Consider the following 21,822-nt stretch of genomic DNA (forward strand, 5'->3'; position numbering starts at 1 on the left):
CCGACCCGAGAGGACCCCTCATGACCACGGCACTCCTGATCGTCGACGTGCAGAACGACTTCACCGAGGAGGGCGCTCTCGCGGTCGCGGGCGGCACCCGCGTCGCCGAGGCGATCTCGGCCCACCTCGCCGCGCACGCCGGGGACTACGCGACCGTGCTCGCCTCGCGCGACTGGCACGACGGCGATTCGGACAACGGCGGGCACTTCGCCGCCGTGCCCGACTTCGTCGACACCTGGCCGGTGCACTGCGTCGCGGGCTCGCTCGGCGCGGAGTACCACCCGGCGCTCGCGGTCGACGCGGTCGACGTGCACATCCGGAAGGGGCAGGGCCGGCCCTCGTACTCGGCCTTCGAGGGTGCGACGGTCGACGGCGAGCGGGTCCCGCAGCTGCTCGAGCGCCTCGGGGTGACCGAGCTCGACGTCGTCGGACTCGCCACCGACTACTGCGTGCGGGCGTCGGCACTCGACGCGCGAGCGGCAGGACTCGAGGTGCGCGTGCTCTCGGACCTGGTCGCCGGAGTCGCGGCCGAGCCGAGCGCCGCCGCGCTGCGCGAGCTCGCCGAGGCAGGGGTGCGCGTCGAGGCCTCCTCCACAGGGACTGCTTCATCCACGGAGCCCTCCGGCTCCTGAGGGGCGCCCGGGGCCGGTCGTAGACTGAGAAGCATCGTCGTGCGGGGTCCGCGCGACTCGATCCGCACAGGAAGAGTGTTCTCGTGAGTGATTCCGTCGTTCGAAGCGCCACTGAAGCGGCCCTGCTCGCCCGCGTCCCGTCGCAGCTGTTCATCGGCGGCGCCTGGGTCGACGGCTCGGCCGGTGGCACGATCGACGTCGAGGACCCGGCGACCGGCACCGTGATCCGCACCATCGCCGACGCGACGCCCGAGGACGGCGTCCGGGCGCTCGACGCCGCGGTCGCCGCGGGGGAGTCGTGGGCCGCGACGGCGCCGCGCACGCGCGCGGAGATCCTCCGCCGCGCCTTCGACCTGCTGCAGGAGCGGAAGAACGACTTCGCCCTGCTGATGACCCTCGAGATGGGCAAGCCGTTCGCCGAGGCACTGGGCGAGGTCGCCTACGGCGGCGAGTTCCTCCGCTGGTTCAGCGAGGAGGCGGTGCGCATCTCGGGGCGCTACGGCGTGAACCCCGAGGGCACCGGGCGGATGATCGTGTCGCAGCACCCGGTCGGCCCCTGCTACCTGATCACCCCGTGGAACTTCCCGCTCGCGATGGCGACGCGGAAGATCGCACCGGCCCTGGCCGCCGGCTGCACGGTCGTCGTGAAGCCCGCCGAGCTGACGCCGCTGACCACCCTGGCGTTCGCCGCGCTGCTCGCCGAGGCGGGCGTCCCTGACGGCGTCGTGAACGTCGTCACGACCTCCGAGGCCGCCGCTCTCTCGGAGCCGATCCTCGCCGATCCGCGGCTGCGCAAGGTCTCCTTCACCGGCTCCACGCCGGTCGGGCAGACGCTGCTGAGGCAGGCCGCCCAGGGCGTGCTGCGCACCTCGATGGAGCTCGGCGGCAACGCGCCGTTCATCGTCTTCGAGGACGCGGACCTCGACCGGGCCGTCGACGGCGCGATGCTCGCGAAGTTCCGCAACATCGGCCAGGCCTGCACGGCCGCGAACCGCTTCTTCGTGCACGAGTCGATCGCCGAGGAGTTCGCCGCCCGGGTGACCGAGCGGGTCGGCGCACTGCGCGTCGGGCGCGGCACCGAGTCGGGTGTCGACATCGGCCCGCTGATCGACGACCGCGCGGTGGAGAAGGCGCGCTCGCTCGTCGAGGACGCGGTCGGGCGCGGCGCCGAGGTCCGCATCGGCGGGCACGGGATCGACGGCGACGGCCACTTCTACGAGCCGACCGTGCTCGCCGGGGTCGCGGCCGGCAGCGAGATCCTGCGCACCGAGATCTTCGGCCCTGTCCTCGCGATCGTGCCGTTCCGGGACGAGGACGAGGCCGTGCGCCTCGCCAACGACACCGAGTTCGGGCTGGTCTCCTACGTCTTCACCCGCGACCTCGCCCGCGGCCAGCGGATGATCGAGCGTCTCGCCACCGGGATGATGGGGCTGAACGTCGGCGTCGTCTCGAACGCGGCGGCGCCCTTCGGCGGGGTCAAGCAGTCGGGGCTCGGCCGCGAGGGCGGGCTCGAGGGCATCCACGAGTACCTCAGCACGAAGTACACGCTGACGCCCGACCCGTTCGCCTGATCCGATGGAGCTGATCGAGGTCTCGTCGCTGGAGGATCCGCGGCTGCGCGACTACGCGCACGCCACGGACGTCGCGCTGAAGAACGCGCGCGGGCCGCTCGGCCTCTACATCGCAGAGTCGGCGCTCGTGCTGGAGCGCGCCCTCGGTGCCGGGCACCGGCCGCGCTCGGTGCTCGCCCTCGGCGGTGCGGTCGAGGAGGCGGTGCGCCTGGTCGGCGACGCCGATGTGCCGGTCTTCACCGGGCCGGCCGAGCTGCTGGCCGAGCTCACCGGCTACACGCTGCACCGCGGGCTGATCGCCGCCCTCGACCGGCCGGCGCCGGCCGACCCCGTGCAGCTGCTCGCCGGCGCCCGGCGCGTAGTCGTGCTCGAGAACGTCGTCGACCCGACCAACGTCGGCGCGATCTTCCGCTCGGTGGGCGCGATCGGCGCGGACGCCGTGCTCGTGACGCAGCGCTGCTCCGACCCGTTCTACCGCCGGGCGATCCGGGTGAGCATGGGCACGGTGCTGCAGGTGCCGTGGACCCGGGTGGGCGACTGGACCTCGACGCGGGCGCTCCTGCACGGCGCCGGCTTCACGATCGCCGCGATGGCGCTCACGGCGGAGGCGGTGCCGCTGCGCGACTTCGCGGCGGCCGCCCCCGAGCGGGTCGCCCTCGTCCTCGGCACGGAGGGGGAGGGGCTCACCGACGAGGCGCTCGCCGCCGCGGACGTCGCGGTGCAGATCCCGATGCGGCACGGCATCGACTCCCTCAACGTCGCGGCCGCCAGCGCGGTGGCGATGTGGGCGCTCGCGGCGCCCTGATCACGCGGCGCACCGACCGCCCCCGTCCGGGCCACGGGGCCGCTCATCCGGCGCCGAACGCCGCTCCGGAGCCGACGGCTGCGCTACGCTCGCCACGAACCCGACCGGCACCGGTCCTCCGCTGCCGCACAGCCGACCGCACCCGTCTCTCGGCCCCGTCACTCGCCACCCGTCTCTCTCCGCCGTCGCTCCCTCCCGAGGTCGTCCATGCCCGAGCGTTCCCGGTCCCACGCCGTCCGTCCGCTGCTCGCGCCGGTCGTGCTGCTCCTCGCGCTGAGCGCGGGCTGCTCCGCCGTTCCGACCGAGGTCCCCGACGCGGTCGTCTCGCCGTCGCAGACGATCGGGACCACGGACCACTCGACGGGCGGCTCGACCGGGCTGTCGGAGGCCGGCGACGCGGTCTCGCAGCGCATCACCCGCTGCCTCGCGCGCTACGGCCTGAACGAGCGGCCGGTCTCGCCGAGCGTCGCGACCGACCAGTCGGAGTGGACGCGGGTGCAGAAGGAGATCGCCGAGTACGACCGGACGCTGGTCGACTGCTCCGCCGAGGCGCTGTCCACGGCGGCGCCCGTGCCGAGCGGCGCCCCGGACGCGAGCGACGCCCCGGACTCGAGCGACGCTCCCGACTCGACCGACGCTCCCGCCTCCGGCACGGCGGACCCGACCGCCGCCCCCTGATGCGCGTCGACGGCTGCTCCGCGCTGGTCTCCGGCGGCGCCTCCGGGCTGGGCGCCGCGACGGCGCGCGCTCTCGCCGACGCGGGAGCACGCGTGGTCGTCCTCGATCTGCCGGCCGCCCTCGAGGGCGCGGACCTGCCGGCGTCGGTGCTGCGCATCTCCGGCGACGTGCTCGATGCCGACGCGGTCCAGCGCGCCGTGGCCGCCGCGGGCGATCTGCGGATCGCGGTGACCTGCGCCGGCGTCGCCACGCCGGGCCGCCTGCTCGGCCGCGACGGGCCGCTCGCGCTCGACGCCTTCGAGCGGGTGCTGCGGGTGAACGCGGTCGGCACGCTCAGCGTCCTCCGGCTCGCGGCGGCCGCGATCGCGGAGCGCGAGCCCGTCGACGGCGAGCGCGGCGTCCTGATCACGACCTCGTCGATCGCCGCCTTCGAGGGCCAGATCGGCCAGGCGGCCTACGCGGCGTCGAAGGGGGCGGTGGCGGCGCTGACCCTGCCGCTCGCCCGCGAGCTGGCGAGCGCGCTGATCCGCGTCGTCTCGATCGCGCCCGGAACCTTCGACACCCCGCTGCTCGCGGGGCTCCCGGAGGCGGCCCGCACCGCGCTGGGCTCGGCGACGCCGCACCCGGCGCGGCTCGGCCGGCCGGAGGAGTTCGCCGCGCTCGTGCGCCACGTGGTCGAGAACCCGATGCTCAACGGCGACGTGATCCGCCTCGACGGCGCCCTGCGCCTGCCGCCGCGCTGATCCGGGCAGGGCCCCGCGGCACGGGCGGGCCGGGCGACCCCGCCTCCTGCGTCACACCAGCAGCTGGTGCTTCGCCAGATCGCGGTAGAGCGGCGTCGACTCGACGAGCTCGGAGTGCGTGCCGATGCCGACGACCTCGCCCTTCTGCAGCACCACGATCTGGTCGGAGTCGACCACGGTCGAGAGGCGATGCGCGATCACCAGGAGCGTCCTGTTCTCGGCCACGGCGTCGATCGCGAGCCGGAGGCGCTGCTCGTTCAGGCCGTCCAGGCTCGAGGTGGACTCGTCGAGCAGCAGGATCGGCGGGGCGGCGAGGAGCGCCCGGCCGATGGCGAGACGCTGGCGCTCGCCGCCCGAGAGCATGACGCCGCTCTCGCCGACGGGGGCGTTCAGGCCGAGCGGATCGCGCTCGAGCACATCGGTGAGGTTCACGGCCTCGAGCACGCGGAGGCAGTCGGCATCGTCGGCGTCGGGCCGGCCGAGCACCAGGTTCTCCCGGAGGGTGCCGGCCAGCACCGGCGCGTCCTGCTCGACGTAGCCGATCTGGGCGCGGAGGGCGTCGCGGTCGATCGCGGTGATGTCGACGCCACCGAGGCGGACGACGCCGGCCTCGGGGTCGTAGAAGCGCTCGATCAGCGCGAGGATCGTGCTCTTGCCGGCGCCCGACGGGCCGACCAGGGCGGTGCGCTTGCCGCGCGGGACCGTGAACGAGACGCCGCGCAGCACCGTGCGGTCGCGCGCCTCCGCGTCGACGTCGAGCGCCTTCTCGTCGTAGGAGAAGACGACGCCGTCGAACGCGAGGGCCGAGTCGGCGACTCCCGGGGCGAGGCCGCCGCCGTCGCGCTCGCCGTCGCCCTCGATCGGCAGGTCGATGATCTCCTGGATGCGGCCGAGCGCGCCGAGCGCCGCGTTGACCGAGGTGATCGCTCCGATGAAGTTGCCCAGCGGCATCACCATCATGAAGAGGAAGAGGATGAACGACACCAGCTGCGCGATGTCGATCGCCCCGGAGGCGACGCGGTAGCCGCCGACGCCGAGGACGGCGAGGAAGGCGACCTGCATCGCGATTCCCGCGACCGGGACGACGAGCGCCGAGATGTGCGCGACGCGAATGCCGAGCCGGTAGGCCTCGGTCGCGTGCGTGTCGACGACGGCGATCTCGCGATCGGTCGCGCCCGCGGCGCGGATGGTGCGGACGGCGCTGATCGCGCGCTCCACGGCGGCGGCGAGGTCGCCGACCTTCTCCTGCGCCTTGCGGCTGGCGACGCGGATGCCGCGCCCGAGGGTGAGCGCCGCGCCGAGGGCCACGGCCACGACGACCACGATGATCAGCAGCAGCACCCAGTCGATGACCGCCATCGCGATGATCGCGCCGACGAAGAGCAGCGAGCCGGCGATCGAGTCGACCAGGCCCTGGGTGAGGACGGCGCGCAGCAGCGTGGAGTCGGAGCCGACACGCGAGACCAGGTCGCCGGTGCGGCGGGCGTCGAACTCGCGGATCGGCAGGCGGAGCAGCCGCGCGACGAGGCGGCGGCGGCTGGAGAGGACGATGCCCTCGCCGGTGCGCTGCAGCAGGTAGTGCGCGAAGCCGGAGATGAGGCCGGAGGCGACGACGAGGACGAGGAGCGCCCAGACCAGCGGGCCGAGATCGAGCCCGTCCTGCACGCGGGTGATCACCTGGCCCACGACGAGCGGCTGGGCGAGGCTGGCGGCGGCGCCGAACAGGCTGAGCACGACCACGACCGAGAGGATGCCGCGGTGCTCGAGCAGATAGGGGACGAGCTGCGAGAAGGAGGCGCGGGGTCCGTCGTCCTTGGCGCGGCGGGGCCGCCGACCGCCGCGCGTGCTCTCCGTGGTGCTGCTCATCGCTCGTTCGTCCTCGCTCATGGCCTGCTTCTCTTCTGGTGGACCGCCGTCCATCTTGCCCCTTCGTGGCTGCGAACCGGCCGCCGGTCGGGACGGGAGACCATGCTGTCTCGATACGCCCCTGCGGGGCTGCTCGACCGGCAGGGACGGCCGCCGCCGCATCCTGTCGCTCACCACGGAGACAGGTCCGGCCCGCCGGGGGAACCGACGGGCCGGACAGGGGTGGAGCAGCAGCGTCCTACGACACGTTGTCGTGGTACGCCGTGTGCTGCGTCTCCTTCGAGATCAGCAGCGCGATGAGCGTCAGCACGCCGGCGCCGCTGAGGTAGAGGCCGACGAGCACGGGGCTGCCGCCCGCCGACTGCCAGAGCGCCACGGCGATGATCGGCGCGACGGCCGCTCCGAGGATCGACGCCAGGTTGTAGGCCATCGCCGAGCCGGTGTAGCGGACGTTGGTCGGGAACAGCTCGGGCAGCACGGCGCCCATCGGCCCGAAGGTCAGGCCCATCAGCGTGAAGCCGAGGATCAGCACGGCCATCACGCCGACGAAGCCGCCGCCGAAGAGCGGGACGAACAGGAGCCCGAAGACGATGATCGCGCTGGTGACCGCGAGGAGCGTCTTGCGGCGGCCGAACCGCTCGGCCAGCGGGCCGGAGACGAGCGTGAAGACACCGAAGAACACGACGCCGACGATCAGCATGATCAGGAAGTCGTTGCGGGTGTAGCCGAGACCCGGGGTCGGCGCGTCCGTCGGCGTGGTGCCGTAGGTCAGGGTGTACGTGGTCATCAGGTAGAAGAGCACGTAGGTCGCCAGCATGATGAACGTGCCGAGGATCAGCGGGCGCCAGCTGGTCTTGAAGACGCGGGCGAGCGGCAGCTTGGCCACCTCGCCGTTGTCGACGACCTTCTGGAACGCGGGGGTCTCGACGAGCTTGAGGCGCACGTAGAGGCCGACGATCACCAGCACGGCGCTCGCGAGGAACGGCACGCGCCAGCCCCAGGCGGCGAAGGTCTCGTCGCTCATCGTGCTCGCGAGCACCAGGAAGAGCACGTTCGCGACGATGAAGCCGATCGGGGCGCCGAGCTGGGGGAACGTGCCGTAGATCGCGCGCTTGTTCGCGGGGGCGTTCTCGGTCGCGAGGAGCGCGGCTCCCGACCACTCGCCGCCGAGGCCGAGGCCCTGGCAGAAGCGCATCACGACGAGCAGGAACGGGGCGAGGAACTCCCAGCCGGGCGTGAGCGCGGTCGGCAGGCAGCCGATCAGGAAGGTCGCGATGCCCATCGTGAGGAGGGACGCGACGAGGGTGCCCTTGCGGCCGACGCGGTCACCGAAGTGGCCGAAGATGATCGACCCGATCGGGCGCGCGATGAAGGCGACGCCGAAGACCGCGAAGGACGCGAGGAGGGCGACCGCCGGGTCCTCGTTGACGAAGAAGAGCGAGGGGAAGACCAGGACGGCCGCGGTCGCGTAGGCGTAGAAGTCGTAGAACTCGATCGAGGTGCCGATGAGGCTCGCCAGGATGACCCGGCCCCGGGAGTTCGCCGGGGCGGCGGAGGGAGCGTCGGCTGCGGTGCGGGAAGAAGACATGGAAGAGGGCTGCTCCGATGGAGGGGTCTCCCGGTGCCGGCGGGGGCGGCGTCGATCGGGCGCTGCGGGCCGCGGGGGCCGAGGGGGAGGGAGGATAGGGCCGCTTGTGACGACCCGTCCACTTTACTCCGTGCTCTCACAGCAAAGCGCGCCGGCGCCCCTCCGACGAGGGGGCGCCGGCGCGCAGGACTGCGTGCGGTGCTTTCTAGCCGCGCAGCTCGCGGAGGACGAGCGCGGTCGCGATCGCCGCCTCGGCCGCCTCGCGGCCCTTGTCCTCCTTCGAGCCGGGCAGGCCGGCGCGGTCGATGCCCTGCTGCTCGGTGTCGAGGGTCAGCACGCCGAAGCCGACCGGCTTGCCGGTCTGGATCGAGACGTTCGTGAGGCCGGAGGTCGCCGCGTCCGAGACGTACTCGAAGTGCGGGGTGCCGCCGCGGATGATCACGCCGAGGGCGACCACCGCGTCGGCGCCCGCCTCCAGCGCGGCCTTCGCGGCGACCGGCAGCTCGAACGAGCCGGGCACGCGCACGAGCGACCAGGAGGCACCCGACTCGTCGAGCGCGCTGCTCGCGCCGGCGATCAGCCCGTCGGTGATCTGCTGGTGCCAGGTCCCCGCGACGACGACGACGCGCAGGCCGCTCCCGTCGAGGGCGGAGGTGGTGGGTGCGCCGCTACCGGCCATTGCTTACTCCTTCGGTGTGGCGCCGGCGGTCCCGGCGTCGAGGTGGTCGAGCTCGACGAGGGTGTCGAGATCGGTGAAGTGGCCCATCCGGTCGCGCTTGGTCGCGAGGTAGCCCTCGTTGAAGGCGCCGACCCCGGCGACGAGCGGCACGCGCTCCGAGACGGTGATGCCGCGGTCGGTGAGCTGGCGGACCTTCTCGGGGTTGTTGGTGAGCAGGCGGACGTCGCTGACGCCGAGATCGTCCAGGATGCCGACGGCCGCGCCGTAGTCGCGCGCGTCCGCGGGCAGGCCGAGGGCGAGGTTGGCGTCGAGGGTGTCGAGCCCGTCCTCCTGCAGCCGGTAGGCGCGGAGCTTGTTGATCAGGCCGATGCCGCGACCCTCGTGGCCGCGGAGGTAGACCACGACGCCGCCGTCGCGCTGGATGGTGTCGAGCGCGGCGTCGAGCTGCGGCCCGCACTCGCACTTCAGCGAGCCGAACGCCTCGCCGGTCAGGCACTCGGAGTGCACGCGCACGAGTGTGCCGCGGCCGTCGCCGAGCTCGCCGGCCACGATCGCCACGTGGTCGGCGCCGGTCTGGCGGTCGCGGTAGGCGCGCAGCCGGAACGGGCCGTGCGTGGTCGGCACGGTCGTCTCGACCTCGAAGCTCACCCGCGGGGTCTCGCGGGCGGGCTCCACGAGCGGCGCCTCGGCGTCGGGGTGGTGCTCCTCCAGGTAGGCGATCAGCGCGGCGACGGTCGTGACCGGCACGCCCTCGCGCTCGCCGAGGGCGATCAGCCCGGGGAGGCGCATCATCTCGCCGTCCTCGGCCACGATCTCCGAGATGGCGCCGACGGGCTCGAGGCCGGCCAGCCGCATCAGGTCGACCGCGGCCTCCGTGTGGCCGTCGCGCTCGCGCACGCCGCCCTCGACGGCGCGCAGGGGCAGGATGTGGCCCGGGCGGTGCAGGCGCGCGGGAGTCGCCTCCGGATCGGCGAGCACGCGGAGGGTGTGCGCGCGGTCGGAGGCGCTGATGCCGGTGGAGAGGCGATCGGCGGCGTCGACCGAGATCGTGTACGCGGTGCCGCGCGGATCCTCGTTGTCGACGACCATCAGCGGCAGCTCGAGCCGGTCGGCGATCGCGTTGGTCATCGGGGCGCAGATGAAGCCGGAGGAGTGGCGCACCATCCAGGCGATCGTCTCCTGGCTCGCGAGCTGGGCCGAGACGATGACGTCGCCCTCGTTCTCGCGGCCCTCGTCGTCCGCGACGATGATGGGCCGGCCGGCGCGGAGGGCCGCGACGGCCTCGGGGATGCTGGAGAGGCTCATGCCCCACCTCCGGGAAGGGTGACGGCGCGCAGCGCGAGCATCCGCTCGACGTGGCGCGCGAGGATGTCTGTCTCGATGTTGACCCGGTCGCCGATCGCGCGGGCGCCCAGGGTGGTGGCGGCCAGGGTCTCCGGGATCAGCGAGACCTCGAACCACTGCTCCGGCTCGGCGGCCGGGCTGATCGCCGAGACGGTCAGCGAGACGCCGTCGACCGCGATCGAGCCCTTGTCGGTGACGAGCGGGGCCGCCTCCGCGGGGAGGGAGAACCGCAGCACGCGCCAGGCGTCGCCCGGTGTGACGGCCAGCAGGGTCGCGGTGCCGTCGATGTGCCCCTGCACGATGTGCCCGCCGAGCCGGTCGCCGACCAGCGCCGCGCGCTCGAGGTTGACGGGGTCGCCGACCGCGACGCCGTCGAGCGTCGACATCCGCAGGGTCTGCGCCATCACGTCGGCGGTGAAGCCGTCGGCCGACTGCTCGACGACGGTCAGGCAGACGCCCGAGACCGCGATGGAGTCGCCGTGCCGGGCGCCCTCGACGGCGAGCGGGCCGCGCACGGTCAGGCGGATCGCGTCGGCTCCGGCCGAGACCGCCGTGACGACGCCGATCTCCTCGATGATTCCGGTGAACATCAGCTCTCCTTCTGCGGTGCGGGCGGTCGCCCGGCGGGGGAGCCCGGCCGGGCGGTGACGAGCAGGTCGTCGCCGAGGATCTCCACGGAGCGGAGGTCGAGGCGGTGGGCGCCGGCGATGCTCTCGACGCCGAGGTCGCCGAGCGCGAGGCGCGGGCCGCCGAGCAGCGCCGGGGCGAGGTAGACGAGGAACTCGTCGACGAGCCCCGCGGCGACCAGGGCGGACGCGAGGGTCGGCCCGCCCTCGACGTAGACGTGGCGCACCTCGGCGTCGTAGAGGCGGTCGAGGACGGCGGCGAGGTCGTGCGTGCGCTCGAGGACCGCGCGGCGGGGGTGGCCGAGCACGCGGGCGCCGGCCGGGACGGCGCGGGTGCCGACGACGACCGGGAGCGGCTGCTCGGCGAGCAGCTCGCCGCTGTCGCCGCGGGCGGTGAGACTCGGGTCGTCGGCGAGCACGGTGCCGGTGCCGACGAGGATCGCGTCGGCCGCGGTGCGCTGCTCGTGCACGCGCTGCCGGGCGGCGGCACCGGTGATCCAGCGGCTGCTGCCGTCCGCCGCGGCCGTGCGGCCGTCGAGCGTGGAGGCCCACTTCAGGCTCACCCAGGGGCGGCGGCGACGGGTCGCGGTGAGCCAGACGTGCAGGAACTCCTCCGCCTGCTCGGCGAGGACGCCCTCGACGACGTCCACGCCGGCGGCGCGGAGGGTGTCGGCCCCGCCGGCGGACCTCACTCCGGGATCGCCGACGGCGTAGACGACGCGGGTGACGCCGGCGTCGATCAGCGCGCGGCTGCAGGGACCGGTGCGGCCGACGTGGTTGCACGGCTCGAGCGAGACGACCGCGGTCGCTCCGGTGGCGGCGCCGGGGGCGAGCTGGGCCAGGGCGTCGACCTCGGCGTGCGCGGTGCCGGCGCCGTGGTGCCAGCCCTCGGCGAGCACGGAGCCGTCGGGCGCGAGGAGGACGCAGCCGACGCGCGGGTTCACCCCGCGTGCGGGGCCCCGCTGCGCGAGGGCGAGCGCTCGGCGCATCGCCTGCTCGTGATCGATCGTCATTCCCGGTTCTTCCGTTCGTCACCGAACTCCGGGGTGCGAGCGGCGGTGCGCGGGCACCGTCGTTCGACGCCGCGCTCGCGCGCGACGCTCGTGCTGCCTCCCATCCGGACTTTCACCGTCGGTCCCGGAATTCCACCGGGTCAACCGCCTCCCACCGAAGTGGTCAGCGGCTCGCGGACTGTTACCGCCGGTTCGGACTCTCACCGACCCCGGAGCACGTTGTATCCCCGCCAGCCTAGTGACCCCGGCTGGGAGCGGGGACTTCCTCCGTCATGCGGGGGTGCGTGGGTCTCGATACGCCGCTGCGCGGCTACTCGACCGGCAAGGGGGAGCCGCTTCGCGGCTGCTCGACCGGCAGAGGGGGCGCCGCTGCGCGACGAACGAGGGTGCGCGGCTGCGCGCCGCGCGTGCTCAGTGGTGGTGCTCCTGCTCCCAGGCCGGGAACGGGTCGTCGATGCCCGCCCAGAACTGCGGGCCGAGCAGGAGCTCGTTCGGGGTGAGCAGGCAGCGGTTCAGGACGTCGGTGAGCGCGTCCGCGTCGAGGTCGAGGCCGAAGAAGGCGAGCTCCTGCCCGAGCGGCGCGTCCGCGTCCCAGCTCGGGATCGCCGTCGGATCGAGCGAGAGCACGTCGCCGGCGATGGACCAGGAGCCGACGCGGTCGGCGCGCGTCGCCAGCCGGACCAGCCCGCGCGAGCGCAGGATCCGCCCGACCCGCTCCGGCACCAGCTCGTCGCGCACCGCGACGGCGAGGCGCCCGGGGTGGAGGGGGAGGGGGTCGCGGAAGACGAACTCCTGCACCGGGTCCGTGCGGCCGGCGCCGCGGCCGGTCCCGTTCAGGGCGCGCTGCCAGCCCATCGACGCGGCCAGAGCGTGCGCGCGGCCGGGGATCAGGCGGTAGGAGAGGCGGCAGGTCTCGTGCGGGCGGACGACCTGGGCGGACGGCGCCAGGGCGTGCACGAGGTCGACGGCGACGGTGTCGTCCGCAGGAGTGCTCGCGCGGGCCCCGCGCCGGCCGGCCAGGACGACGAGACTCGCGAACTCGATCCGGGAGGCGAGCCGCTCGGCGACGCCCGCGTCCCCCGCCGGGCTGCTCCCGTCGCGGCCGACCAGCACGTCGAGGATCTCGTCGACCGAGGTGACGGCGACGACGTCGAGCACGGCGACCCGGGGTGCCGTGCCGCCGCGGCGCGTGCAGAGGTGCTCCAGCACGAGGCCGACCTCGAGGGTGTCGGCCAGCGGATCGAGAGCGACGACGCTGACCCCGCGGCGGCCCGCGTCGGCCTCGCGGCCCAGCTCGGCGGCCAGCTCCTCGGCGAGGCGGACGCTGTCGCCCGGCGGATCGACGACGTCCTCCGGGGGCCGACCGGATCGGCCGGCGAGGGCGGCGGCGACGCGCGCGGCGTCGGCGGCGTCGGTCGCGCTGACGAGCAGGACGGCGAGGGCGTGCGGTGACGGGTCGAAGAGCTCCATGGCGGACTACTCTATCGATAACCGTTCTCAACAGCGGTCGAGGCGGCAGGCGTCTCGCGACACGACAGGAGTCCGATGAAGGTCCGCAATTCTCTGAAGTCGATGAAGAACGCGCCCGGGTCGCAGGTGGTGCGCAGGCGTGGCCGCGTCTTCGTGATCAACAAGCTGAACCCGAGGTTCAAGACCCGGCAGGGCTGACCGGGCGGGGCCGCGGGCCGCCGCCCCGCGGGGAGGCGGCCCGCTCGCGGTTCAGCCCTGGTCGGCGGCGGCGACGTGCTCGGCGTGCGCGCCGTGCTCGTCGTAGTGGTCGCCGTGCAGCGCGTGGCGGTGGGTGCCGTGCGCGTAGTCGACGTGGTCGTCGTGCTGGACGGTGGTGTGGCCGCAGCCGTCGCCGTGCTCGTGCTCGGTGACGTCGTGCTCGGCGTGGAGGTCGGTGGTGCTCATCGAGGTGCCTTCCTTGGTTCCGCGGATCGCGCGGAGGGACCGGCCGCCGATCGGCGACCGGGTCCAGTGCACCAGATCCATAAACGCATCGCAATACGTGCGCGCAATCGAGAGTGATGATCATCCGCAGCAGCGGGCTACCCTCGGTGCGATGGACGACGACAGGTACGGGCAGGACGTGCTCGCCGGGAACTGGCGAGCGAAGAACACGGTGGCGGTCGAGGTGGTCGAGGCCGTCCGCGACCTCGTGGTCGAGGAGGTCACCTCCGGCTTCGTCGGCGCCGTCCTCGGCGTGGAGCTGCGGATGGTGAGCCTCGAGGACCGCTTCGGCAAGGTCCGCGTCTTCCCCGTCGGCCCCGGCTTCCTGATCGACGGCAAGCCGGTGTCGCTCAAGGCGCCCGGGCTCAAGCGCGACGCGGACCTGGGCCGCGCGCGCTCCGCCTCCGGGTCCTTCCACGTGGCCGAGGCGAAGGCGCGCGTCGCGCTGCCGAGCCGCATCTACGTCGAGGGCCGGCACGACGCGGAGCTGGTGGAGAAGGTCTGGGGGCACGACCTGCGGATCGAGGGCGTGGTCGTCGAGTACATCGAGGGCGTCGACAACCTGGACGAGCTGGTCCGCGCCTTCCAGCCCGGGCCCGGCCGGCGCATCGGCGTGCTCGTCGACCACCTGGTGCGCGGCTCGAAGGAGTCGCGGATCGCCGACGCGGTCGCCGCCGGACCGCACGGCGCGCACGTCCTCGTGGTCGGGCACCCCTTCGTCGACGTCTGGCAGGCGGTGAAGCCGGCCCGCGTGGGCCTGGAGCGCTGGCCCGAGATCCCGCGCTCGATCGAGTGGAAGAAGGGCATCTGCCAGGCCCTGGGCTGGCCGCACGACGAGCAGGCGGACATCGCCCGCGCGTGGCAGCGCATCCTCGGGCAGGTGCGCACCTTCCAGGACCTCGAGCCGGCGCTGCTGGGCCGGGTGGAGCAGCTGATCGACTTCGTCACGGAGCCGGCGTGACCCGCCGCGCCGGGCTCGGGCTGGCGCTCGACCTCGTCCTCGTCGCGGTGTTCGTCCTGATCGGGCGCCGGACGCACGACGGCGACTCGGTGCTCGCGGGCTTCCTGGTGACGCTGTGGCCGTTCGCCGCCGCGCTGCTGCTGGGGTGGCTGCTCGCGCGCGCCTGGCGGACCCCGGATCGGCTGATCCCGTCGGGCCTGATCGTCTGGGTGGTGACCGTCGCCGGCGGGATGGTGCTGCGGGTGCTCTCCGGGCAGGGGGTGCAGCTGAGCTTCGTCGTCGTGACGACGATCGTGCTCGGCGTGTTCCTGCTGGGGCGCCGGGCGCTGACCCGGTGGATCGGTCGGCGGCGCTAGGCGTCAGCCGAGCACGCGGACGCCGAAGTGCTCCGCGAACAGCGGCAGCATCAGGCTCAGCTGCAACTCGGTCAGCGCCGCACCGCGGAGGCCGTCGAGTCCGCCGAGCACGTGCAGCTCGGCGCCGCGGAGATCGAGGTCCTGGAGCTTCGCGCCCGGCAGCTCGAGCGAGCGGACGTCGCAGTCGGTGAAGGCCACCCGGGCACCGGTGGCCCCGCCCAGGTCGAGCTCGTCGATCGTGCAGCGCTCGAAGAGCACGTCGCGCAGCGTCGCGCCGCGGAGGTTCAGGTAGCCGAGCTTGCAGTCCGAGACGCGGACCTGCTCGAAGGTGCTCTCGTAGAGCTCGGCCGAGCCGAGTCGCGAGGAGCGCAGCTCGATCGAGCGCCAGCGACTGCGCGGGGCGCTGAGGCCCGGAACGTCCAGCCGCTCCAGGCGCGATTCCACCAGGGACGCGGCCCGCAGCTGCGCCCGCCCGAGGACGACGCCGTCGAGCAGGCACTCGCTGAAGGAGGCGGCGGTGAGGTCGGCGCCGGTGAGATCGATGCCCTCGAAGCGGAGGCCCTCGGCGTGCTCGCGGGCGCCGAGATCGCCGGCGAAGCCCTCGGCGAGGGAGTCGAGGACGAGCGGATCGAACCGGGGGGCGGGGAGGGCGGCGCGCACCCGGCGAGCCTACGCGGCGAGCCTCTGCTCCCGGCGCGGCCGTCCCGATGAGAGCATGGCGGCATGCCTCGACTCCTCGCCGTCTGCCGCGTCGACCGCCTGCTCCCGGATCCCGGCCTCGTCGGCGTGACCGCCATCGACAAGCGCCCCGTCGAGGGACCGGTCGTCATCCGCGACCTCGGCGTCTACGCCGACGTGCAGGCCGATCGGGCGCACCACGGCGGCGAGGCGAAGGCGCTCTACGCCTACGCGCGCGAGGACGCGGAGTGGTGGCAGGAGCGGCTCGGCTACGCGATGCCTCCCGGCCGGTTCGGGGAGAACCTGCGCGTCGAGGGACTCGACCTCTCCGGCGCCGTGATCGGCGAGCGCTGGCGGATCGGCGAGAAGGTCGAGGTCGAGGTGACGATGCCGCGGACGCCGTGCGCCACCTTCCAGCGCGCGCTCGGCGAGCCGCAGTGGGTGAAGCGCTTCGCCGACGAGGGGCGCACCGGCGCGTACCTGCGCGTGCTGCACCGGGGGAGCATCGAGGCCGGCGACGCGATCGAGCTGCTGTCGCGGCCGGAGCGCGCCGTGCCGCTGCGCCGCTGGTTCGTCGAGCGCCTCGCGGACGACGCGCAGACCCTCCTCGACGCGGAGGCCGCGGGCGAGCTGCGCCTCGCCGCCGACCTGCGGCCGTACGTCGAGCGCGCGCTGGCCTGACGCGGGGTGTCGATACGCCGCTGCGCGGCTACTCGACCAGCAAAGGGTCCGCTGCGCGGCTGCTCGACCAGCAAAGGGTCCGCTGCGCGGCTGCTCGACCAGCAGGGGTCCGGTCCGCGGCTGCTCGACCAGCCAGGACGCCGCCGCGCGGCTGCTCGCTCGGCAGAACCTTGCTGATCGAGTAGCCCTCGGAGAGGGCGTATCGAGATCCACCGCTCTGCGGGACGTGGGTCTCGATACGCCGCTCCGCGGCTACTCGACCGGCAAGGGGGCTGCGGGGCGCAGCCTGCCGATCGAGAGGCTCGAGGCGGTCCGCTGCGGGAAACTCCGGGAGGATGGGGGGATGAGTCTGACGCTGCTCGAACGGATGCCGACGCCCGACGCCGACGGGCGCGTCGACGACGACGCGGTGTACCTGGCGTTCACCGAGTGGGCGGAGGCACGGGGGCTGCCGCTGTATCCGGCGCAGGACGAGTCGATGATCGAGATCTCGTCGGGGGCGAATCTGATCCTGTCGACGCCGACCGGCACCGGGAAGTCGCTCGTCGCGATCGGTGCGCACGCGGCCGCGCTCGCGAACGGGCGGCGCAGCTACTACACGGCGCCGATCAAGGCGCTCGTCTCGGAGAAGTTCTTCGCGCTGGTGGACGTGTTCGGCGCCGCGAACGTCGGGATGGTCACCGGCGACTCCTCGGTGAACCCCGATGCGCCGATCATCTGCTGCACGGCCGAGATCCTCGCCAACCTGGCGCTCCGGCACGGCGCCGAGACCGACGTCGACCAGGTCGTGATGGACGAGTTCCACTTCTACGCCGATCCGGCGCGCGGCTGGGCCTGGCAGGTGCCGCTGCTGACCCTGCCGCACGTGCAGTTCGTCCTGATGTCGGCGACGCTCGGCGACGTGACGGCGCTCGCCGCGGACCTCAGCCGGCGCACGGGCCGCGAGACCGCGACCGTCACCGGGGTCGAGCGGCCGGTGCCGCTGCACTTCTTCTACGAGATCGCGCCGATCCACGACTCGATCGAGGAGCTGCTCTCGACGAACCAGGCGCCCGTCTACATCGTGCACTTCTCCCAGGCGGCCGCGCTCGAGCGGGCGCAGGCGCTGACGAGCGCGAACATCGCCACCCGCGAGCACCGCGACCGCATCGCCGAGGTGATCGGCGGCTTCCGCTTCACCACTGCGTTCGGCAAGACCCTCTCGCGGCTGCTGCGCCTGGGAATCGGCGTGCACCACGCGGGCATGCTGCCGAAGTACCGCCGCCTGGTCGAGCAGCTGGCGCAGCAGGGGATGCTGCGCGTCATCTGCGGCACCGACACGCTCGGCGTCGGGATCAACGTGCCGATCCGCACGGTGCTGCTCAGCGCGCTGACCAAGTACGACGGCGTGAAGAGCCGCCAGCTCTCCGCGCGCGAGTTCCACCAGATCGCCGGCCGGGCCGGCCGCGCGGGCTACGACACCGCGGGCACCGTCGTCGTGCAGGCGCCGGAGCACGAGTCCGAGAACCGCAAGGCACTCGACAAGATGGGCGACGATCCGAAGAAGCGGCGCAAGTGGGTCGGCAAGCGCGCGCCGCAGGGCTTCGTCAGCTGGGGTGAGCCGAGCTTCCGCAAGCTCGTCGACGCCGAGCCCGAGACGCTCACCTCGCACATGACGATCACCTCGGCGATGCTGCTCAACGTGATCGCGCGCGGCGGCGACGTCTTCGCGAACGTGCACGCGCTGATCTTCGACAACCACGAGCCCTGGAAGCGGCAGCTCCAGCTCGCGCGTCGCGCTCTCGGCATCTACCGCACCCTGCGCACCGCGGAGGTGGTCGAGCAGATCGTCGACGCCGACGGGGTGGTCCGGATCCGGCTGACCGTGGATCTGCAGCCGAACTTCGCGCTCAACCAGCCGCTCTCGCCGTTCGCGCTCGCCGTCTTCGACGTGCTCGATCCGGAGTCGCCGACCTTCGCGCTCGACGTGATCTCGGTGCTGGAGGCGACGCTCGACGATCCGCGGCAGATCCTCGGCGCGCAGCAGTTCCAGGCCCGGGGCGACGCGGTCGCGGCGATGAAGGCCGACGGCATCGAGTACGAGGAGCGGATGGAGCTGCTCGAGAGCGTCACCCACCCGAAGCCGCTCGAGGAGCTGCTCGAGGCCACCTTCGAGACGTACACCGCCGTGCAGCCGTGGGTGCGCGACTTCGAGCTCTCGCCCAAGTCGGTCGTCCGCGACATGTACGAGCGGGCGATGTCGTTCGGCGAGTACTGCGCCTTCTACAAGCTCTCCCGCTCGGAGGGGCTCGTGCTGCGCTACCTCTCCGACGCGTTCCGCGCCGCGCGGCAGACCATCCCGGACGAGATCAAGAACGAGGAGCTGCACGACCTGATCGAGTGGCTCGGCGAGCTGGTGCGCCAGGTCGACTCCTCGCTGGTGGACGAGTGGGAGGAGCTGGTCAACCCGGCGCTGCACGCGGCCGACCAGGCGATCGTGCCGCCCGCGCCGCGCCGGCTCACCGCGAACCACCGTGCCTTCCGGGTGCTGGTGCGCAACGAGCTGTTCCGGCGGGTCACCCTCGCCTCGCTCGACGACCACGAGGCGCTCGGCGAGCTGGACGCGGCGGCCGGCTTCGACGCCGACGCCTGGGGTGAGGCGCTCGACGACTACTACGACGAGCACGACGCGATCGGCATCGGCCCGGACGCCCGCGGGCCGAAGATGCTGCTGGTGACCGAGACGCCGACCGAGTGGCGGGTGCGCCAGATCCTCGACGACCCGGCCGGCGACCACGACTGGGGGATCTCGGCCACGGTCGATCTCGCGGAGTCGGACGAGGCGGGCGCGGCCGTGGTGCGGGTCACGGCGGTCGGGCGGCTCGACGGGGCGAGCTGACGCGGCGCGCCCCCTGACGCGTCGCACCCTCACGCCGCGCCCCCAGACGCGTCTTCCGCGCCACGGCGGCCCTGCATACTGGGTCGCGTGGTATCAGGACCTGGGGACACGACCTTGGCGCGCGAGCGCCTCGCCTGGATCGACACCACCCGCGGTCTCGGCGTCCTCGCGGTCGTCCTCTTCCACGTCCTGATCTGGAACTACGCGTTCGTCGCCGACCCCGGCTCGGCCGTCTCCAAGCTGTGGGACCAGGTGGGCGGCTCGCTCGGCCGGATCCGGATGCCGATCCTCTTCGCCCTCGCGGGGCTGCTGGCGTCGGCGGGTCTGCTCCGCGGCTGGCGGACGGGCTCCGCGCGGGTGCGCCTGGTCTCGAACGCCTACCTCTACGCGGTCTGGGTCGTGCTCTACGGCGTGTTCTTCGCGCTGCTCGCCCGGCCGGGCTTCCCGCACTCGATCGACTCGCCGGACCGTCTGCTGCTGCAGTTCGTCTTCCCGACGACGACGCTGTGGTTCCTCTACGCGCTGGCGCTCTACCCGGTGGTGCTCGTGCTGCTGCGGGCGCTGCGCGTGCCGTGGTGGGGCGTCCTGCTGCTCGGCGCGGCGGCGTGGTTCGTCGCGGCGGAGCTCCGGGTCATCCTCTTCGGCGATGCGCTGCTGGCCAACTTCGTCTTCTTCGCGCTCGGCGTCTTCGGGGCGGAGCAGCTGCGCCGGTTCTCCCGGCCGGGCGTGCTGCTGATCCTCGCGCCGCTCGCCGTGTTCCTGCTCGCGGTCGCGGCGGGGCGCTTCCTCGACGGGACGGCGGACGACGTCGCCGGCTTCGTGACGAGTCTCAGCGCGATCCCGCTCGCCGTCGCCTGCGCCGCGCTGCTCTGCCGCTGGGCGCCCGCCGCCCGGGTCGGCTCGGCGATCGGCCGGCGGACGCTGCCGATCTACCTGCTGCAGGTGCCGCTGCTCGGGCTGTGGTCGCTCGTCGCCGGACCGGACGCGGACTGGTTGAGCGGGCTGCTGGGCACGCCGGCGGTGGCGCTGCTCTACCCGCTCGTGCTCACGGCCGCGATCGTGGCGCTCTCGCTCGCGATCCGCTCGGTGCTCGGGCGGATCCCCGGCGACCCGCTGTTCACCGTGCCCGCTCCACTCGTCGCGCTGGCGCGGCCGAGCCGCCGCGGGCGACGCGCGGTCTGATCGCGGGCGGCGCCTAGGCCCAGATCTGGGCCAGGTACTCGCTCGTCACCTGCGGGCTGCGCTCGTGCACGTCGTCCGCGCTCCACTCCAGGATCGACGGGTCGATGATCCACTCGCCCTCCTGGGGTGCCGCGCCGCTGGTCTCGTAGCCGGCGGTCGAGCCGGAGACGGAGGCCCAGGTCGCCGCCCCCATCGGCCCGATGAAGACGCTGTCCAGCGCCGAGCAGCCGAAGTCGACGCCCGGGCCGTTGGAGGCGCCGAAGCTGCCGTCCTGGTCGGCGCCGTCGGGGAGCGGGAAGACGCGCTTGACGACGTCGGCGCCCACGACCAGGCAGTGCTGGTAGCGCACGTTCTCGGCCGAGCCGATCTGGAACGCGGTGTTGGTGGAGGCGAAGTCGATGCAGTCGATGCTCGTGATGTCGCCGTAGTAGTTGCCGCCCTGGCCGGAGAACTGCACCGTGTCGGTGTGCGCGCTCGAGCCCTTCTCCTTGTAGGCGGGGGCGGTGTAGCAGCCGATGCGGAAGACGTGCCGCAGCCCGCCCGCGCCCTCGTAGGGGGTGCGCATGCTCGAGACGTCCTCGTTGCGCAGCTGGGCGTCGGGGACGACCACCTCGACCAGCTCGACGTTCTCGGTGAAATCGATGCCGTCGACGCCGTAGACGTTGTAGGCGTTCGTCGTGATCCGCGCGAAGGCGGAGCTGCTGCAGCCGGAGACGAGGAACGCGCCCTTGGTCACGATGCCGACGAGCGCGACGTTGTGGACGCGGAGCAGGCGCCAGGAGTTGGCGGTGGTCACGGTGCCGAAGCCGTCGCGCGGGTAGACCAGCACGCGGGTCTCGCGGTCGAGGGAGCCGACGTCCTGCATCATCGGCGAGGAGCTCGCGCCGGCGCCGCCGCCGGGCAGCTCGCCGGGGGCGACGAGGATGCGGACGGTGTCGGCGGGGCCCGCGGTGTCGAGCGCGGTGGTGATCGCCTCGCTGATCGCGGACCAGGAGCACTCCACCTCGACCTCGAGATCGACGTCGCCGGTGTGCCAGGGCGTGCGCGAGGGCCAGTGGGTGCCGTTCGGGCCGAAGGACGGCGTGGGAGCGGGGACGCCGGCGAGCAGGTCGAGCTCGGCCGCGGGGGTGCCCGGCTCGCCGGACACACCGGGCACGTCGGGCTGGAAGGCGCGGTAGGCGGCGTAGCCGCCGCCGGCGAGCGCGACGAGGCCGAGGCCGGCGCCGACGGCACCGAGCACGACGGCGCGCCGCGACGGGCGCCTCGGCGGGAGCTCGTGGAACTGCGAGGCGTCGAGAGGATGCGCGTCGGAGGAGGGCGGGGAGGAGTCGGCCAAGGGTGTCCAAACCGTCAGTGGGCGGTGCCGGAGGCGACACGCCTCGGGTCCGGCGCGCCACGCTGTGCCGTGAGCGCGGCCGTCGGGACGTCGGCGCGCTCGACTCGAACCCTAGCAGGGGCGGTCGACGGGACTCCTGGGAGGGTCCGCTGTCGCCGGAGCTTCGGGGGAGGGGGATCTCGATACGCCCGCTTCGCGGGCTACTCGATCAGCAAGTGCGGGCCCGCTTCGCGGGTTGCTCGATCAGCAGGT

General features: G+C 73.4%; 21 protein-coding genes and 1 riboswitch. Of the genes, 11 read left to right on the top strand and 10 right to left on the bottom strand.

Annotated elements, in window-relative coordinates:
- Positions 1-20: 20 nt before the first annotated feature.
- The 5 genes from GSU72_RS05260 (at position 21) to GSU72_RS05280 (ending at position 4,429) form a co-directional block, all read left to right on the top strand.
- Complete coding sequence (locus GSU72_RS05260; protein WP_159984105.1) at positions 21-632, top strand: isochorismatase family protein; 612 nt, start codon at positions 21-23, stop codon at positions 630-632.
- An 83-nt stretch (positions 633-715) separates the two neighbouring features.
- Positions 716-2,203 (top strand): NAD-dependent succinate-semialdehyde dehydrogenase, encoded by a 1,488-nt coding sequence (locus tag GSU72_RS05265; protein WP_159984106.1) that lies wholly within the window; start codon positions 716-718, stop codon positions 2,201-2,203.
- 4 nt (positions 2,204-2,207) lie between these two features.
- Positions 2,208-3,008, top strand: a complete 801-nt coding sequence (locus tag GSU72_RS05270) for an RNA methyltransferase (RefSeq protein ID WP_159984107.1) — start codon at positions 2,208-2,210, stop codon at positions 3,006-3,008.
- A 207-nt stretch (positions 3,009-3,215) separates the two neighbouring features.
- Positions 3,216-3,686: a hypothetical protein gene (locus GSU72_RS05275; protein ID WP_159984108.1), complete on the top strand. Its 471-nt coding sequence runs from the start codon at positions 3,216-3,218 to the stop codon at positions 3,684-3,686.
- Positions 3,686-4,429, top strand: a complete 744-nt coding sequence (locus tag GSU72_RS05280) for an SDR family NAD(P)-dependent oxidoreductase (RefSeq protein ID WP_159984109.1) — start codon at positions 3,686-3,688, stop codon at positions 4,427-4,429. The genes GSU72_RS05275 and GSU72_RS05280 overlap by 1 nt, the downstream gene beginning before the upstream one ends.
- A 51-nt stretch (positions 4,430-4,480) precedes the next feature.
- On the opposite strand, the gene GSU72_RS05285 is transcribed toward GSU72_RS05280, so the two are convergent.
- The 7 genes from GSU72_RS05285 to GSU72_RS05315 all read right to left on the bottom strand — a co-directional run bounded on the left by GSU72_RS05285 (position 4,481) and on the right by GSU72_RS05315 (position 13,015).
- Complete coding sequence (locus tag GSU72_RS05285; protein ID WP_159984110.1) at positions 4,481-6,295, bottom strand: ABC transporter ATP-binding protein; 1,815 nt, start codon at positions 6,293-6,295, stop codon at positions 4,481-4,483.
- A gap of 238 nt (positions 6,296-6,533) precedes the next feature.
- The gene (locus GSU72_RS05290) at positions 6,534-7,883 is read right to left on the bottom strand and encodes an MFS transporter (protein ID WP_159984111.1); all 1,350 of its coding nucleotides are present in this window, start codon (positions 7,881-7,883) and stop codon (positions 6,534-6,536) included.
- A gap of 205 nt (positions 7,884-8,088) precedes the next feature.
- Positions 8,089-8,562: a 6,7-dimethyl-8-ribityllumazine synthase gene (gene ribH / locus GSU72_RS05295; protein WP_159984112.1), complete on the bottom strand. Its 474-nt coding sequence runs from the start codon at positions 8,560-8,562 to the stop codon at positions 8,089-8,091.
- A 3-nt stretch (positions 8,563-8,565) separates the two neighbouring features.
- Positions 8,566-9,867 (bottom strand): GTP cyclohydrolase II, encoded by a 1,302-nt coding sequence (gene ribA / locus GSU72_RS05300; RefSeq protein WP_159984113.1) that lies wholly within the window; start codon positions 9,865-9,867, stop codon positions 8,566-8,568.
- Positions 9,864-10,496, bottom strand: coding sequence for a riboflavin synthase (locus GSU72_RS05305; protein ID WP_159984114.1), 633 nt, complete (start codon positions 10,494-10,496; stop codon positions 9,864-9,866). The genes ribA and GSU72_RS05305 overlap by 4 nt, the downstream gene beginning before the upstream one ends.
- Positions 10,496-11,545 carry a bifunctional diaminohydroxyphosphoribosylaminopyrimidine deaminase/5-amino-6-(5-phosphoribosylamino)uracil reductase RibD gene (gene ribD / locus GSU72_RS05310; RefSeq protein ID WP_244255986.1) on the bottom strand — a complete coding sequence of 350 codons (1,050 nt, stop codon included), beginning with the start codon at positions 11,543-11,545 and terminating at the stop codon, positions 10,496-10,498. Before ribD ends, GSU72_RS05305 begins: the two co-directional genes overlap by 1 nt.
- 87 nt (positions 11,546-11,632) lie before the next feature.
- Positions 11,633-11,766, bottom strand: a riboswitch (FMN riboswitch).
- A 190-nt stretch (positions 11,767-11,956) separates the two neighbouring features.
- A complete protein-coding gene (locus tag GSU72_RS05315; RefSeq protein WP_159984115.1) occupies positions 11,957-13,015 on the bottom strand; it encodes a GTP-binding protein in 1,059 nt (352 codons plus the stop codon).
- Between the two features lie 75 nt (positions 13,016-13,090).
- Here GSU72_RS05315 and ykgO point away from each other — a divergent pair, with 75 nt between their 5' ends.
- Positions 13,091-13,213 carry a type B 50S ribosomal protein L36 gene (gene ykgO / locus GSU72_RS05320; RefSeq protein WP_159984116.1) on the top strand — a complete coding sequence of 41 codons (123 nt, stop codon included), beginning with the start codon at positions 13,091-13,093 and terminating at the stop codon, positions 13,211-13,213.
- Between the two features lie 51 nt (positions 13,214-13,264).
- Here the strand turns inward: ykgO and GSU72_RS05325 are convergent, their stop codons facing one another.
- Complete coding sequence (locus GSU72_RS05325; RefSeq protein ID WP_159984117.1) at positions 13,265-13,459, bottom strand: zinc transporter permease; 195 nt, start codon at positions 13,457-13,459, stop codon at positions 13,265-13,267.
- A gap of 151 nt (positions 13,460-13,610) precedes the next feature.
- On the opposite strand from GSU72_RS05325, the gene GSU72_RS05330 reads away from it, so the two are divergent.
- Together GSU72_RS05330 and GSU72_RS05335 are read left to right on the top strand one after the other, a co-directional pair.
- On the top strand, positions 13,611-14,459 hold the full coding sequence (locus tag GSU72_RS05330) for a DUF3097 domain-containing protein (RefSeq protein WP_159984118.1): 849 nt from the start codon (positions 13,611-13,613) through the stop codon (positions 14,457-14,459).
- On the top strand, positions 14,456-14,815 hold the full coding sequence (locus GSU72_RS05335; protein ID WP_159984119.1) for a DUF3054 domain-containing protein: 360 nt from the start codon (positions 14,456-14,458) through the stop codon (positions 14,813-14,815). The genes GSU72_RS05330 and GSU72_RS05335 overlap by 4 nt, the downstream gene beginning before the upstream one ends.
- Positions 14,816-14,818: 3 nt before the next feature.
- Here the strand turns inward: GSU72_RS05335 and GSU72_RS05340 are convergent, their stop codons facing one another.
- Positions 14,819-15,475 carry a pentapeptide repeat-containing protein gene (locus tag GSU72_RS05340; protein ID WP_159984120.1) on the bottom strand — a complete coding sequence of 219 codons (657 nt, stop codon included), beginning with the start codon at positions 15,473-15,475 and terminating at the stop codon, positions 14,819-14,821.
- A 63-nt stretch (positions 15,476-15,538) separates the two neighbouring features.
- Here GSU72_RS05340 and GSU72_RS05345 point away from each other — a divergent pair, with 63 nt between their 5' ends.
- The 3 genes from GSU72_RS05345 (at position 15,539) to GSU72_RS05355 (ending at position 20,234) form a co-directional block, all read left to right on the top strand.
- Positions 15,539-16,174: an MOSC domain-containing protein gene (locus GSU72_RS05345; RefSeq protein ID WP_159984121.1), complete on the top strand. Its 636-nt coding sequence runs from the start codon at positions 15,539-15,541 to the stop codon at positions 16,172-16,174.
- A 343-nt stretch (positions 16,175-16,517) separates the two neighbouring features.
- The gene (locus GSU72_RS05350; RefSeq protein WP_159984122.1) at positions 16,518-19,052 is read left to right on the top strand and encodes a DEAD/DEAH box helicase; all 2,535 of its coding nucleotides are present in this window, start codon (positions 16,518-16,520) and stop codon (positions 19,050-19,052) included.
- Between the two features lie 114 nt (positions 19,053-19,166).
- Positions 19,167-20,234: an acyltransferase gene (locus GSU72_RS05355; RefSeq protein WP_159984123.1), complete on the top strand. Its 1,068-nt coding sequence runs from the start codon at positions 19,167-19,169 to the stop codon at positions 20,232-20,234.
- Positions 20,235-20,247: 13 nt separating this feature from the next.
- On the opposite strand, the gene GSU72_RS05360 is transcribed toward GSU72_RS05355, so the two are convergent.
- On the bottom strand, positions 20,248-21,570 hold the full coding sequence (locus GSU72_RS05360) for a hypothetical protein (RefSeq protein WP_159984124.1): 1,323 nt from the start codon (positions 21,568-21,570) through the stop codon (positions 20,248-20,250).
- Positions 21,571-21,822 lie beyond the last annotated feature (252 nt).

The organism is Rathayibacter sp. VKM Ac-2760 (assembly GCF_009834185.1).
Taxonomy (GTDB): Bacteria; Actinomycetota; Actinomycetes; order Actinomycetales; family Microbacteriaceae; genus Rathayibacter.

Bases quoted from the DNA above. Each gene is read 5' to 3' on its own strand.
- GSU72_RS05260 (WP_159984105.1), top strand. From the start codon at position 21: ATGACCACGGCACTCCTGATCGTCGACGTGCAGAACGACTTCACCGAG.
- GSU72_RS05270 (WP_159984107.1), top strand. From the start codon at position 2,208: ATGGAGCTGATCGAGGTCTCGTCGCTGGAGGATCCGCGGCTGCGCGAC.
- GSU72_RS05275 (WP_159984108.1), top strand. From the start codon at position 3,216: ATGCCCGAGCGTTCCCGGTCCCACGCCGTCCGTCCGCTGCTCGCGCCG.
- GSU72_RS05280 (WP_159984109.1), top strand. From the start codon at position 3,686: ATGCGCGTCGACGGCTGCTCCGCGCTGGTCTCCGGCGGCGCCTCCGGG.
- GSU72_RS05285 (WP_159984110.1), bottom strand. From the start codon at position 6,295: ATGAGCAGCACCACGGAGAGCACGCGCGGCGGTCGGCGGCCCCGCCGC.
- GSU72_RS05290 (WP_159984111.1), bottom strand. From the start codon at position 7,883: ATGTCTTCTTCCCGCACCGCAGCCGACGCTCCCTCCGCCGCCCCGGCG.
- ribH (WP_159984112.1), bottom strand. From the start codon at position 8,562: ATGGCCGGTAGCGGCGCACCCACCACCTCCGCCCTCGACGGGAGCGGC.
- ribA (WP_159984113.1), bottom strand. From the start codon at position 9,867: ATGAGCCTCTCCAGCATCCCCGAGGCCGTCGCGGCCCTCCGCGCCGGC.
- GSU72_RS05305 (WP_159984114.1), bottom strand. From the start codon at position 10,496: ATGTTCACCGGAATCATCGAGGAGATCGGCGTCGTCACGGCGGTCTCG.
- ribD (WP_244255986.1), bottom strand. From the start codon at position 11,545: ATGACGATCGATCACGAGCAGGCGATGCGCCGAGCGCTCGCCCTCGCG.
- GSU72_RS05315 (WP_159984115.1), bottom strand. From the start codon at position 13,015: ATGGAGCTCTTCGACCCGTCACCGCACGCCCTCGCCGTCCTGCTCGTC.
- ykgO (WP_159984116.1), top strand. From the start codon at position 13,091: ATGAAGGTCCGCAATTCTCTGAAGTCGATGAAGAACGCGCCCGGGTCG.
- GSU72_RS05325 (WP_159984117.1), bottom strand. From the start codon at position 13,459: ATGAGCACCACCGACCTCCACGCCGAGCACGACGTCACCGAGCACGAG.
- GSU72_RS05330 (WP_159984118.1), top strand. From the start codon at position 13,611: ATGGACGACGACAGGTACGGGCAGGACGTGCTCGCCGGGAACTGGCGA.
- GSU72_RS05345 (WP_159984121.1), top strand. From the start codon at position 15,539: ATGCCTCGACTCCTCGCCGTCTGCCGCGTCGACCGCCTGCTCCCGGAT.
- GSU72_RS05350 (WP_159984122.1), top strand. From the start codon at position 16,518: ATGAGTCTGACGCTGCTCGAACGGATGCCGACGCCCGACGCCGACGGG.